Annotated in this window: 12 protein-coding genes; 3 read left to right on the top strand and 9 right to left on the bottom strand. The window is 61.7% G+C overall.

The annotated features are described in order from the left end of the window. Positions 1 to 158: 158 nt before the first annotated feature. The 3 genes from ACIONG_RS14640 to ACIONG_RS14650 form a co-directional block, all read right to left on the bottom strand. Positions 159 to 1,754: a GMC family oxidoreductase N-terminal domain-containing protein gene (locus ACIONG_RS14640; RefSeq protein ID WP_401300438.1), complete on the bottom strand. Its 1,596-nt coding sequence runs from the start codon at positions 1,752 to 1,754 to the stop codon at positions 159 to 161. An 88-nt stretch (positions 1,755 to 1,842) separates the two neighbouring features. Next, positions 1,843 to 2,388 (bottom strand): twin-arginine translocation pathway signal protein, encoded by a 546-nt coding sequence (locus ACIONG_RS14645; RefSeq protein ID WP_401300441.1) that lies wholly within the window; start codon positions 2,386 to 2,388, stop codon positions 1,843 to 1,845. Between the two features lie 32 nt (positions 2,389 to 2,420). Next, complete coding sequence (locus ACIONG_RS14650) at positions 2,421 to 3,851, bottom strand: coniferyl aldehyde dehydrogenase (protein WP_103304328.1); 1,431 nt, start codon at positions 3,849 to 3,851, stop codon at positions 2,421 to 2,423. A 146-nt stretch (positions 3,852 to 3,997) separates the two neighbouring features. On the opposite strand from ACIONG_RS14650, the gene ACIONG_RS14655 reads away from it, so the two are divergent. After that, complete coding sequence (locus tag ACIONG_RS14655) at positions 3,998 to 4,669, top strand: TetR/AcrR family transcriptional regulator (RefSeq protein ID WP_103304327.1); 672 nt, start codon at positions 3,998 to 4,000, stop codon at positions 4,667 to 4,669. Between the two features lie 32 nt (positions 4,670 to 4,701). Further along, complete coding sequence (locus ACIONG_RS14660; RefSeq protein ID WP_401300446.1) at positions 4,702 to 5,556, top strand: sulfurtransferase; 855 nt, start codon at positions 4,702 to 4,704, stop codon at positions 5,554 to 5,556. A 111-nt stretch (positions 5,557 to 5,667) separates the two neighbouring features. Here the strand turns inward: ACIONG_RS14660 and ACIONG_RS14665 are convergent, their stop codons facing one another. The 6 genes from ACIONG_RS14665 to ACIONG_RS14690 form a co-directional block, all read right to left on the bottom strand. Beyond that, complete coding sequence (locus ACIONG_RS14665) at positions 5,668 to 6,510, bottom strand: AraC family ligand binding domain-containing protein (protein ID WP_401300541.1); 843 nt, start codon at positions 6,508 to 6,510, stop codon at positions 5,668 to 5,670. Continuing rightward, positions 6,507 to 7,502 carry a hydrolase gene (locus ACIONG_RS14670; protein ID WP_401300449.1) on the bottom strand — a complete coding sequence of 332 codons (996 nt, stop codon included), beginning with the start codon at positions 7,500 to 7,502 and terminating at the stop codon, positions 6,507 to 6,509. The genes ACIONG_RS14665 and ACIONG_RS14670 overlap by 4 nt, the downstream gene beginning before the upstream one ends. Before the next feature lie 134 nt (positions 7,503 to 7,636). After that, positions 7,637 to 8,254 carry a 16S rRNA (guanine(966)-N(2))-methyltransferase RsmD gene (gene rsmD / locus ACIONG_RS14675; protein WP_213026855.1) on the bottom strand — a complete coding sequence of 206 codons (618 nt, stop codon included), beginning with the start codon at positions 8,252 to 8,254 and terminating at the stop codon, positions 7,637 to 7,639. Then, complete coding sequence (locus ACIONG_RS14680) at positions 8,254 to 9,741, bottom strand: M16 family metallopeptidase (RefSeq protein WP_401300452.1); 1,488 nt, start codon at positions 9,739 to 9,741, stop codon at positions 8,254 to 8,256. Before ACIONG_RS14680 ends, rsmD begins: the two co-directional genes overlap by 1 nt. After that, positions 9,734 to 11,089, bottom strand: coding sequence for a pitrilysin family protein (locus tag ACIONG_RS14685; protein ID WP_213026853.1), 1,356 nt, complete (start codon positions 11,087 to 11,089; stop codon positions 9,734 to 9,736). Before ACIONG_RS14685 ends, ACIONG_RS14680 begins: the two co-directional genes overlap by 8 nt. Before the next feature lie 152 nt (positions 11,090 to 11,241). Further along, positions 11,242 to 11,436 (bottom strand): hypothetical protein, encoded by a 195-nt coding sequence (locus ACIONG_RS14690; RefSeq protein ID WP_401300455.1) that lies wholly within the window; start codon positions 11,434 to 11,436, stop codon positions 11,242 to 11,244. On the opposite strand from ACIONG_RS14690, the gene ftsY reads away from it, so the two are divergent. Beyond that, a partial coding sequence (gene ftsY / locus ACIONG_RS14695) for a signal recognition particle-docking protein FtsY (RefSeq protein WP_401300458.1) occupies positions 11,435 to 12,969 on the top strand: 1,535 nt, incomplete at its 3' end. The genes ACIONG_RS14690 and ftsY overlap by 2 nt on opposite strands.

Below are 12,969 nucleotides of genomic sequence, written 5' to 3' on the forward strand. Positions count from 1 at the left end.
TGGTAATAGGGTCGAAGGTACCTGGGTACAACACTCGGTTCATCGCGTCGTCCTGGCGGGAGTCCGTTGGGGAGTCGGATGGTATCGCAGCCGTCCCGGTCGGCCAAGTCGCCTGTTGGGTAAGAAAGCACTATAGACGAGGGGAATATTCTGCTTTTTCATGGATTTTTCAGCCGATCGGCGAGGGATGTCGCCAATTGTGCGGTCAGGCCATACACCGACAATTGCGGGTTGGCGCCGATGCTGGTGGGGAACAGCGAGCCGTCGTGGATCGACAGATTACTCAGTTGATGATGGCGACCGAGGCTGTCGGTGACCGCGGTTTTCGCGTCTTCGCCCATCGCACAGCCGCCCATGACGTGGGCGCTGCCCAGCCGCGTGCGGTACAACTCAAGGCTCAAACCATCGATCAGGCTGCGCGCCTCGGCCAGGGTTTTCACGTAATGCGCGTCGGCGTGCATCGGCAGCACCGCTTTGGCGCCGCCGGCAAACTGGATCTCGGCCATGCTGTGGAACGCACGGCGCAGGCCTTCCCAGGCGTACGGTGAAACCTGATAGTCGAGCACCGGCGAGCCGTCGCCGCGCAGTTCGACACTGCCACCGGGACTGTCCGGATGAAAGCCGTCGCGCAGTAGGGCCAGCATCGCGTGGGTGTGCGGCAGATCAGCCATATGCTCGGCGTTCTGCTGGCCGAACCCACCGAGCAGGGTGGCCGCCAGCGCCGGGTGCAGCGGCGGCACTTCAAGTTTGTAGCCTATCGGCCCGGTGGCGCCGTCCTTCCACTGGAAATAGTCCGAGTAGATCGACTGCGGCGCACCGTAGAACGGGTTGATCACCTCGTCGAAGCGTGCGGCGGACATGTTCACCAAATGCAGGAAGGTGCGTTTACCCAGGCGTTGATGCGGGTCTGGCGCATCCGAGCGCAGCAGCAACGCCGGGCTGTTGATACCGCCGCCGGCCAGCACGTAGTGCCGCGCCTTGACGGTGATCTTGCGTCCGGTCGGCTCGACACAGCGCTCGTCCATCGCCACGCATTGCAGGCCGGAGATTTTGTCGCCGTTGATCAACAGCTTCTCCGCACGGGCCAGATAAAGCAGCTCGCCGCCCTTTTCCAGGGTTGCCGGAATGGTCGTGACCATCATCGATTGCTTGGCATTGGTCGGGCAGCCCATGCCGCAGTAACCAAGGTTCCAGCAGCCGCGCACGTTGCGCGGGATCACGTGCCAGCTGTAGCCGAGTTGCTCGCAGCCTTTACGGATCACGTCGTTGTTAGCGTTGGGCGGGACCATCCACGGTGCGACGCCGAGGCGCTGCTCCATTTTTTCGAACCACGGTGCCATCTCGGCAGGACTGTGGCCTTTGACGTTGTGCTCTTTGGCCCAGTGTTCAAGGGTCGGTTGCGGCGTGCGGAAGCTCGATGTCCAGTTGATCAGTGTGGTGCCGCCCACCGCGCGGCCCTGCAGGATGGTGATCGCGCCGTCCTTGCTCATGCGGCCGATGCCTTCCTGATAGAGGCTGCTGTAGGCCTGGTCTTCGAGCAGTTTGAAGTCGGTGCTGGTTTTCAGCGGGCCTTCTTCGATCAGTAGCACTTTATAGCCGGCGGCACTGAGGATTTCCGCCGTGGTGCCGCCACCGGCACCGCTGCCGATGATCGCGACGTCGGTTTCAAGGGTCAGATCGTCGCTGAGTTGGGCGCCGTTGTAGGTTTTCCAGCCTCGGGCGAGGCCTTCGCGGAACGGGTCGGGTACGGGCATCGATCAGGTTCTCTTTTATTATTCTGGATGCAGGGGTGGGGCAACTGGCGCATCGCGGGCAAGCCCGCTCCCACCGGGTTTGTGCTGTTCAGACGACAGGCGGGCCGGGGTAGCCGCAATGCGCCCAGGATTCGGCGCGGGTGTACCAGGCCATCAGCACCATTTGCTGCAAGGAGCTGTGACCCATGCGCAGCAGGCTCAACGAGCTGTTTTGCCAGCGGTCGAGGAAGTGGCGCATGCCTTCGGGGCTGGCGTTTTCCCAACTGCCCCAGATGCCGGTCAGCGGTCCACGCGTCACGGCCATGCCGAGCACGTCAAACAGTTGCCGGGTGAGCTTGAGCATTTCCGGCGACAGATGATCGAGGCTGTAGTCCAGCGACTTGAGAGTGCCGTCGGCGGCACTCGGCATTTTCTCGGCCGCCACGGCGCCGTCGAGCATCACTGGAATCAGTGCGCGCAAAAACAGCAGATCGCCGTCGCGCAATGAAACGAAACCGTTGGCGGCGACGCTCGACGAACAGCCGCTGAGGCTGGCACCGAGGCCTGCGGTGGCAAGGAATGCCGTGGCGCCGAGGCTGAATTTCAGCAGGCCACGGCGCGACAGGGCAGGTGTATCGGTCAGGCTTGGGTGCATTGTTTTTATTACCCGGCGACGATGACGAAGGTTTAGCGAATGAACAGCTTCTGGATCAGTTTCTGAATGGATTTGCCGTAGGGCGGGTAAATCAGTCTGGCCGCGTTGAAGCGCTGTTTAACCAGCACGCCTTTGGCTTTGCTGAACGTCAGAAAGCCCTCGTGACCGTGGTAATGGCCCATGCCCGAAGCACCGATGCCGCCGAAGGGCATGTCGTCCTGCGCCACATGTAGCAGGGTGTCGTTCAGGCACACGCCGCCGGAATGGGTTTCGTGCAGGACGCGAGTCTGTTCGCGTTTGTCGTAGCCAAAGTAGTAAAGAGCCAGAGGACGTGGCCGCTGATTGATGTAAGCGAATGCCTGCTCCAGATCCCGGTACGGCACGATCGGCAGCAGCGGGCCGAAGATTTCGTCCTGCATCACTGTCATCTCGTCGCTGACGTTCAACAGCACACTGTGCGGCATGCGCCGGCCCTGACCCTGATCGAACAGCGGGATCAGCAGCGCGCCTTTGCTGGTGGCGTCGCTGACGTAGCCGTTGAGCCGGGCCAATTGGCGTTCGTTGATGATTGCCGTGTAGTCCGGGTTGTCGGCGAGGGTCGGATAAAAACCCTGCACTGCCTGGCGATAGGCTTCGACGAAGCCGCCGACCCGGTCTTCCGGGACCAGCACGTAATCGGGTGCGACGCAGGTCTGCCCGGCGTTGAGGGTTTTGCCGAAGGCAATGCGCTCGGCCGCATCCTTGAGCGGCACATCGCGCGAGACGATGGCGGGCGACTTGCCGCCCAGTTCCAGGGTTACAGGCGTGAGGTTTTCTGCGGCGGCGCGCATCACATGCTTGCCGATGCTGGTGGCGCCGGTGAACAGCAGGTGATCGAAGCGCAAACGGGAAAACGCCACGCCAATATCGGCTTCGCCCAGCACCACGCAGACCAGATCTTCGGGGAAAATCCGCGCCAGCAGTTGTTTGAGCAACAGCCCGGTGGCGGGGGTCGATTCACTGAGTTTGAGCATTACCCGGTTGCCCGCCGCCAAGGCGCCGACCAGTGGGCCGATGGCCAGATACAGCGGGTAATTCCACGGCACGATGACGCCCACCACGCCCAATGGCTGGTAGACCACTTTCGCCGAGGCGGGCTGGAAAGCCATGCCGACCTTGCGCCGCGATGGCTTCATCCAGCCGTTGAGATGACGGCTGGCGTAGTGGATGCCGTGCAGGCTCGGCATCAGTTCGGCGAGCAGGGTTTCATCGGCGCTGCGGTGGCTGAAATCGGCGCTGATCGCCTCAATCAGGGCCTGACGTTCGTTGCTCAGCAAATCGCGCAATGCCTTGAGCCATTGCTGACGCTGGGCGGCGGGTGGCATCGGGTTGGCGGCGTATGCGGCCCGTTGTGCAGCGAACTGCCGATCGAGCTCTTCCAGTGGCTGTTGCAGCGTTTGCAGGTAGGCAATGTCGGCAGTCATGGTCGGCTCCGGATTTATTGTAGTGAGGAACTTTCTAGAGTCTATGCTCTAGAAAGTCAAATGACTTCCATGCACAGCAGTGTTTTATCCATTTCCGGTTAGGTCGTAAGATGCCCGTCAACGCACTCTGAATTAAAGCTCAAGCCATGGCCCCACGAATAAAAACCAGCGAGCGTATCGTGCTGAACAGCCTCGAGCTGTTCAATCAGCAGGGCGAACGCAGCATCAGCACCAATCACATTGCAGCCCACATGGAGATTTCTCCGGGCAACCTGTACTACCACTTCCCCAACAAGCAGGCGATCATCGCCGTGTTGTTCAGTGAGTACGAAAGCCTGGTCGACAGCTTCCTGCGCCCGCCACAGGGACGCGCCGCGACGGTTGAAGACAAGCGCTTCTACCTCAAGGAGCTGTTGTCGGCGATGTGGCGCTACCGCTTTCTGCACCGTGATCTGGAGCACCTGCTCGACAGCGATCCGGAGCTGGCCGCGCGTTATCGGCGTTTTTCCCAGCGCTGCGTGATCCAGGGCGCGGCGATCTACGAAGGTTTTGTCGCCGCCGGGATCCTCGAAATGGATCGCGTGCAGATCGAATCCCTGACCCTCAACGCCTGGATCATCCTGACGTCGTGGGTGCGCTTTCTGTGCACCACCCGGGAAAACTCCAACCACCTCAGCGAGCAAGCCATTAAACGTGGCGTGTATCAGGTGCTGGTACTGGAAGCCGGGTTCGTCACCGATCAGGCGCGCGAGCAGGTCAATGCGCTGTTCGAGGAGTTCTACGTGCCGCTGGCCCAGGCCCTCGAAGACGTGAAGTAAACCGTTCTGTTGAAATCCCACAGGAGCCCGTTATGCCGATTGCGCAACTGATCAGCCCCAACGCTCTGGATGCTCGCAAGGAGCAACCGGGGCTGGTGATTCTCGATTGTCGTTTTGCCCTCGAAGACCCGGACTACGGGCAGCGTAGCTACGCTGAAGGGCATATTGCCGGGGCGAGCTTCGCCGATCTCGAGCGTGATCTCAGCGGCAAAGTGGTCAAGAGCGTGACCGGGCGCCACCCGTTGCCGGAGCCGGCAGCGCTGATCGAGCGCTTGCAAGCCTGGGGCATCAATGCCGACAGCGACGTGGTTTTGTATGACGATGGCCCCGGTGCGTACGCGGCGCGTGCGTGGTGGTTGCTGGCATGGCTAGGCAAGCGTGACGGTGTGTTCATTCTCGATGGCGGGCTCAAGGCCTGGCATGCGGCGGGCCTGCCGCTGAGTCTGGATGCGCCGACGATCACGCGTGGAACCTTCAGTGGTCAGCCGGACATGTCTTTGCTGCTCAGCGCCGAACAATTGCAGCAGCGCCTCGGTCAACCGGCACTGACTTTGATCGATGCCCGAGCCTTGCCGCGCTTCAAGGGCGAAGTCGAGCCGATCGACCCGGTTGCCGGGCACATTCCCGGTGCTCAATGTGCGGCGTTTACTGACAACCTCGGGAGTGATGGCCGGTTTCTGCCGGCGGAGCAACTCAAGCAGCGCTTTGCCGCCAGACTGGGTGATCGCTCGCCAGCGGATCTGGTGGCGTATTGCGGCTCCGGTGTGACGGCGTGTCACAACCTGTTTGCGTTGTGTCTGGCGGGTTATCCGTTGGGCTCGCTGTACGCCGGGTCGTGGAGCGAGTGGATCAACGAGCCTTCGCGCGGTATCGCCACGGGCGAATAAACACGGCAAATCCTCTCTGTGGGAGCGAGCCTGTTCGCTAATGCATCGGATCAGTCGACATCAATGTTGAATGAACGAGCGCTTTCGCGAGCAGGCTCGCTCCCATATGGGCTATGCGGTGTCTGGGGAAATCTGCCGGGCACTGCGATAAGCCGCCGGCCCCACGCCATAAACCTGCTTGAACTGCCGGCTCAGGTGACTCTGATCGGCAAACCCCAACTGCAGGGCGACCTCCACGGGTAAACATCCACTTTGCAGCAACCCCCGGGCCGTGGCGATGCGTTGCTGCATCAACCAGGTATGCGGCGGCATGCCGGTGGCACGGCGGAACACCCGGGCGAAGTGAAAAGGCGACAGATTGACCGCCGCCGCCAATTCTTCGAGCGATGGCGGCGCCGCCAGCTGTGCGTGCAGGAGTTCCTTGGCGCGCACCACCGCCCGATGTTCCTTGCCGGGTTTGCCGGGGATCCGCACGGCAGCGTGACGTTGTAGCAGCAAAAGCATCATTTCGCGCCACACGGTTTGCTGCTGCAACGCCGTGGCCGGATTTTCCAGAAAACGGTGTAACTGACAGAAACCGTTGACCAGGTCCGGGTCGCGGTACAGCGTTTCGCCAAAGGCGGGCATCGGCGCGCTGGGCAATTCCAGTTCGTCCAGCAACGCCATGACTTTGCCGGTGTCGGGATAAAACGCCCGGTACAGCCAGCCGTTCTCGGTGCCCTTGTGGCCGGTGTGCAATTCGTCCGGGTTGATCAACACCAGCGTGCCGCTGCCCGCCAGATGTTCAGCGCCGCGATAGCGATAACGCTGAGCGCCGGCCATGATCATGCCGATCACGTAGCCATCGTGAACGTGCGGGGCAAAGCGTTGTTCGATGTAGCGTGCCGACAGCAGTTCGACTCCGGCCAGCGGCGTGGTTTGCCAGAAACGGATCGACTCGCCCTGATCGTTCATGACGTCAGGCGTGCCAGCCATTGCGGGATGCGCCGTTCCAGGTAATAACCCGGCTGACGCAGCGAACCCTCGACGAAGCCGACGTGTCCGCCGCGAGTCTGCAATTCGAATTCGGTGTACTCCGACAGCTCGCTGGCTTGCGGCAGGCTGTGCGGGAATACGAACGGATCGTCCGCCGCCTGAATGATCAGGGTCGGCGTGCGGATTTCGCCGAGAAAGTAACGGCTCGAGGCGCGGCGGTAGTAATCCTCGGCATTCGTGAAACCGTGAAGCGGCGCCGTCACCCGGCCATCGAAGTCCCAGAACGTGCGCATGTTCTCCAGCGAGCCGAGCGCCGCCAGCGCGGCGAGGCCATCGTCGCGTCCGTCATGCTGGAACTGACGTTGCTTGTTCTTGATGTAAGCGACCATCTCGCGCATGAAGTGCGCCTGATAGACCTTGGAAAACCCTTGGCCGATGCGGTCGGCGCATTGGTCGAGGCGAAACGGCACCGACACCGCCACCGCGCCGAGCACACCACTGGCGCTGCCGGTTTCCCCCAGATGCTTGAGCAGTACGTTGCCGCCCAGGGAATAACCGACGGCATACAGTGGCGCCAACGGACGTTTGGCGCGCAGGTGGCGAATGGCTTCAGCGAGGTCTTCGCTGGCGCCGGAGTGGTAGCTGCGCGGCAACAGATTCGGTTCGCCCGAACAGCCGCGCCAGTTCAACGCGACGCTGGCCCAGCCTTGATCGGCCAAAGCCTTTTGGACACCTGCCACGTAGGGCGAATTGGAAGAGCCAGTCAGCCCGTGTAGCACCAACACTAGCGGTGCGTCGGCGCTATGCGGGCCGTGCCAGTCAAGATCAAGGAAGTCGCCGTCGTCGAGCCAAAGCCGTTCGCGCTCGCGCTCAAGGTGAACGGTTTTGCGCCACAGCGGGCCCCACAAGGTTTGCAAGTGCGGATTGCCGAGGCCGAAGGCAGGAATGAAGCGTTCTGACGAAGGGGACACGATGGTTCTCGATGCACTTTGTGGCGAGGGAGCTTGCTCCCGCTGGACTGCGCAGCAGGCCTCGCTTCTGAAATAAGGGCCGCTTCGCGACCCAGCGGGAGCAAGCTCCCTCGCCACAGGTTTCTCGCAAACTTTTAGTTAACGGCTATCTCTGCCGTGCGTTGCCACAGCGCGTAATAAACGCGTCCGGACTTCTGCTCGCGGTGCAGGCGCCAGTTGCCCGGAAGACCCAGCGTCGAAGGCGCGGTTTCGCTTTCAGTGTAGATCCACGAGTCGGGCGCCAGCCACTGACGCTCTTCAAGCAGAGTGCAAACCGCCGGCAGCAGGTTCTGGTTGAACGGCGGGTCCAGGAACACCAGGTCAAACGGCGTGGCAACTTGCGTTTCCAGATAGCGCAGGGCGTCAGCGGTCTGCACCTGCCCGTTGGTGCAGCGTAGCGTGCCGAGGTGTTCTTTCAGGCTGGACACCGCAATGTTGCTGGCGTCCAGCGCCTGACCCATGGCCGCGCCACGGGACAGCGCTTCGAGAAACAGCGCGCCGCTGCCGGCGAACGGGTCGAGCACCTTGGCCCCTTCAACGTAGGGCGCGAGCCAGTTGAACAGGGTTTCACGCACACGATCCGGCGTCGGACGCAGGCCCGGCGCATCGGGGAAGCTCAGCTTGCGGCTGCGCCATTGGCCGCCAATGATGCGCAACTGGTTCACACCGTTGTGAACGTTGTGCGCAGGTTTTTTTGGGGAACGAGTCGCCATTAATGCTCCGGAACCCCGAGCGGTTGCTCGGCAGGTTTATCAGATGGGGCCGGTAACGGCTTTTGCGGCACGGTCGGGCCAGCGCTGACGATGACCATTTTGTCCGTGCTCAGGTGTTTGTTCATCGCGTCTTTGACCTGCTCGACGGTCAGACTCTGGGACTGACGCATGAAGTCGTCCAGATAGCTCAGCGGCAGATTATAGAAGCCCATGGCGCCGAGCTGGCCAACGATGTCGGCGTTGCTAGCGGTGGACAGCGGGAAGCTGCCGGCGAGTTCGCGTTTGGCGTCGTCGAGTTCTTTTTGCGTCGGGCCGGTTTTCAGGTAGTCGGCGAGTACGTCCTGCACCAGTTTCAGGGTGCCTTCGCTCATTTCCGCGCGGGTCTGCAGGTTGATCATGAACGGACCGCGAGCCTGCATCGGGCTGAACCCGGAATACACGCCATAGGCCAAGCCGCGCTTCTCGCGCACTTCACTCATCAAACGCGTACCGAAACCGCCGCCGCCGAGGATCTGGTTACCCATCGACAAGGCGGCGTAGTCCGGGTCGTCGCGGTCGATGCCCAGTTGCGCGATCATCAGGTTGGTTTGCTTGGACGGGAACTCGATGTGACCGATGCTGGCCTTCGGTTCCTGCGGCTGGGCGATTTTCGCCAGCGCCGGGCCTTTCGGCAGGGCGGCGGACACCTGATTGGCAATCGCCTCGGCATCGGCGCGGGACAAGTCGCCCACCAGCGCGATCACCACGTTGCCAGCAGCGTAAGCCTTGGCATGGAACTCACGCAGTTGCGCGAGGGTGATTTTCGGCACGCTTTGCGCGTTGCCATCGCTGGAATGCGCATATGGGTGATCGCCATACAGACGCTTCATCAGCTCGAGGCTGGCGAGTTTGCCGGGGTTCTGTTTCTGGTATTCGAAGCCGGCGAGCATCTGGTTCTTGATGCGCGCGAACGAATCGGCCGGGAAGGTCGGTTTGCTGACCACCTCCGAGAACAGCTTCAAGGCCGGTTCACGCTGGTCGACAGCACTCAGGCTACGCAGCGATGCCAGCGCCATGTCCTTGAAGGCACCGTTGCCGAAATCCGCGCCGAGGCCTTCAAAGCCCTGGGCGATGGCGCCGACGTCTTTGCCGGCAACACCTTCGTTGAGCATCGCGTTGGTCAGCACCGCGAGCCCCGGCGCATTGCCGTCCTGGCTGCTGCCGGCGGCGAAGATCAGGCGCATGTCGAACATCGGCAGCTCATGCGCTTCTACGAACAGCACCTTGGCGCCTTCGGCGGTGTTCCAGGTCTGTACGTCGAGCTTGCGGCTGGCCGGCGCCTTGCCGTCGAGTTCGGCCAGTGATTGCAGCTTCTGGCTGGTCTTGGCGTTATCCAGCGCTTCACTGGCGTTGGTGTTAGCGCCTGGGGTCAGATAGAACGCGGCGGAGCCGATCACGGCGACCGCGATCAGACCAAGCAACAGGCGTGGGGTTTTGCGCTCACTCATGAGTCGTCTCCAGTGGCAGGACGTGGGCGACGCTGAGACGTTCGCGGGTGAAATACAGCTTGGCGGCATTCTGGATATCTTGCGGGGTCACGCTTTCCAGATCGGCGAGTTCGGTGTCCATCAGTTTCCACGACAGACCGACAGTCTCCAGTTGGCCAATGGCAGTGGCCTGACTGGTGATCGAGTCACGCTCGTAGACCAGACCGGCAATCACTTGTGCACGTACGCGCTCAAGCTCTGCGGCGGAGGGGGCTGTGGTTTTCAACTGATCGAGCAGCTTCCACAGACCGGCCTCGGCTTGCGCCATGGTCTTTTTCTTCTGGGTATTCGGTGTGGCCGAAAGGGTAAACAGGCTGTCGCCGCGCGTGTAGGCGTCGTAGCTCGACGAACCGCCGGAGACTAACTCTTCACCGCGCTCCAACTGCGTCGGGATGCGCCCGCTGTAGCCGCCGTCGAGCAGTGCCGAGATCAGGCGCAGAGCGTTGACCGAGCGTTTGTCTTCAGCGGTGGCGATGCTCGGCACGTTGAAACCGAGCATCAGGCTAGGCAGTTGCGTCTGCACGTGCAGGGTGATCTGGCGTTCGCCGGGCTCGGCCAGTTCCAGTGGTTGCTTCGCCGGTGGCACGTCGCGCTTGGCGATCGGGCCGAAGTAGCGCTGGGCGAGGGTTTTCACTTCGTCCGGGGTGACGTCACCGACTACCACCAGGGTGGCGTTGTTCGGCACGTACCAGGACTGATACCAGTGGCGCAGCTCTTCGACTTTCATCCGGTCGAGGTCGGCCATCCAGCCGATGGTCGGCGTGTGGTAGCCGCTGGCCGGGTAGGCCATGGCCTTGTAGCGCTCGTAAGCTTTGGACATCGGCTTGTCATCAGTGCGCAGACGGCGCTCTTCCTTGATGACTTCGATTTCCTTGGCGAACTCGTCGGCCGGCAGGCGCAGGTTGGCCATGCGGTCGGCTTCCAGTTCAAAAGCCACGCCCAGACGATCGCGGGCCAGTACCTGGTAATAAGCGGTGAAGTCGTCGCTGGTGAAGGCGTTCTCTTCGGCACCCAGATCACGCAGGATCAGCGAAGCTTCGCCGGGACCGACTTTTTCGCTGCCCTTGAACATCATGTGCTCAAGCGCGTGGGACAGACCGGTCTGGCCCGGGGTTTCGTAGCTGGAACCGACCTTGTACCAGACCTGCGACACCACTACCGGTGCGCGATGGTCTTCGCGCACGACAACCTTCAAACCGTTGTCGAGGGTGAATTCGTGAGTCGGTTGCGGGTCGGCCGCCAGGGCCGAAAGGGGCAGGCAGACTGTGCTGAGCAGCAGGCCTGCAGCGCGGCGGGCTAGAGCATTCATTCGTTTTTTAACCTGTTGAGCTGCCCGCTTGGTCTTAGCGTCGGCGGGCGAGAGGGTGCTAGGATACTGATCCGTTTTACTGGCGGCCACGCCTATCAAGCCATTGATCGGTCGATAGGTTGTATGGGTTACCGGCAGAAGCTTTGAGTTTCTCAGCTAAACTCTGCGTTTTCGCCGAAGATGCCGTTCCAGTCCTTCGTAATAATCGACCTTTGAGGTGCCTTTGGCGCCTCGACAAAATGTTGCGCGTGAACAAGCTGGGTGAAACACAGTCTGTTCTGCATCGAATATTTATTTGCCGGGGCGCCCTTATGGCGCGTCGCTACCGTGAGATAGCCGTCCTCCATGTTTGGTTCCAACGACGACAAGAAGACCCCAGCTGCGGCTGGCGAAAAGAAAAGCCTGTTCGGATGGCTGCGTAAGAAACCGCAGGAACCCGTCGTCGAACAGCCGCCCGCGATTCCTGAGCCCGTTCCGGCGCCTGCTCCGGTAATAGAAGAAGAGCCGGCACCGATCGTGCTGCCGATCGCCGAGCCGGTGCTGCAACCGGCGGCCGAACCTGAGCCTGAAACCCCTGTGATTGCCGAGGCGCCGCTGACCCCGGTAGCCGAGCCGTGGCTGACGTTGCCAGTGGCGGAAGAGCCGGTAGCGTTGGTTGAAGAGGCTGCGCCGCATGTCACGCCAGTGATTCCCGCGCCTGCCGCGTTCATTCCCGAGGTGGCTCCGGCGCCGGTGGTCGAACCTGCGCCGGTTGTAGCTGAGCCTGTTGTTCCGGAGCCAGTTGCCCCGGTAGTTGCTGCTCCCGTAGCTCCAGTCATTCATCAGCCAGCACCTGCACCGGTTGTCGCTGCGCCAGTAGTGCCGGTTGAAGTGCTTGCTGAAACGCCCGTCGAAGCCCCGCGCACTGAAGAAACCAAAGCCGGTTTCTTCGCCCGTCTCAAGCAAGGCCTGTCGAAAACCAGCGCCAGCATCGGCGAGGGCATGGCCAGCCTGTTCCTCGGTCGTAAAACCATCGATGACGATCTGCTTGATGACCTCGAAACCCGTCTGCTCACCGCCGACGTTGGCGTCGAAGCCACCACGCAGATCATCCAGCGCCTGACCCAGAAGGTCGCACGCAAGGAACTGGCCGACTCCGACGCACTGTACAAATCCCTGCAAGCCGAGCTGGCCGCTATGCTTAAGCCGGTCGAGCAGCCGCTGAAGATCGTTTCGCAGAACAAGCCATTCGTGATTCTGGTGGTCGGCGTCAACGGCGCCGGCAAGACCACCACCATCGGCAAACTGGCGAAGAAGCTGCAACTGGAAGGCAAGAAAGTCATGCTCGCCGCCGGTGATACCTTCCGCGCCGCCGCTGTGGAGCAGTTGCAGGTCTGGGGTGAGCGCAACAAGATCCCGGTGATCGCCCAGCACACTGGCGCGGACTCGGCTTCGGTGATCTTCGATGCCGTACAAGCCGCCAAGGCCCGTGGCATTGATGTGCTGATCGCCGACACCGCCGGTCGTCTGCACACCAAAGACAACCTGATGGAAGAACTGAAAAAGGTTCGCCGGGTGATCGGCAAGCTCGATGCCGATGCGCCGCACGAAGTGCTGCTGGTGCTCGACGCCGGTACTGGCCAGAACGCGATCAACCAGGCCAAGCAATTCAACCAGACCGTCGAACTGACCGGCCTGGCGCTGACCAAGCTCGACGGCACCGCCAAGGGCGGGGTGATCTTTGCCCTGGCCAAGCAGTTTGGCCTGCCGATTCGTTACATCGGCGTCGGTGAAGGCATCGACGATTTGCGTACCTTTGAAGCCGAACCCTTTGTCCAGGCACTGTTTGCCGAGCGGGAGCGTTCATGTTTCGTGTCGAACCGGGCGGTAAACGCTACCCG

It is taken from the genome of Pseudomonas sp. NPDC087817 (genome assembly GCF_044742875.1).
In the GTDB taxonomy this organism is placed as follows: domain Bacteria; phylum Pseudomonadota; class Gammaproteobacteria; order Pseudomonadales; family Pseudomonadaceae; genus Aquipseudomonas.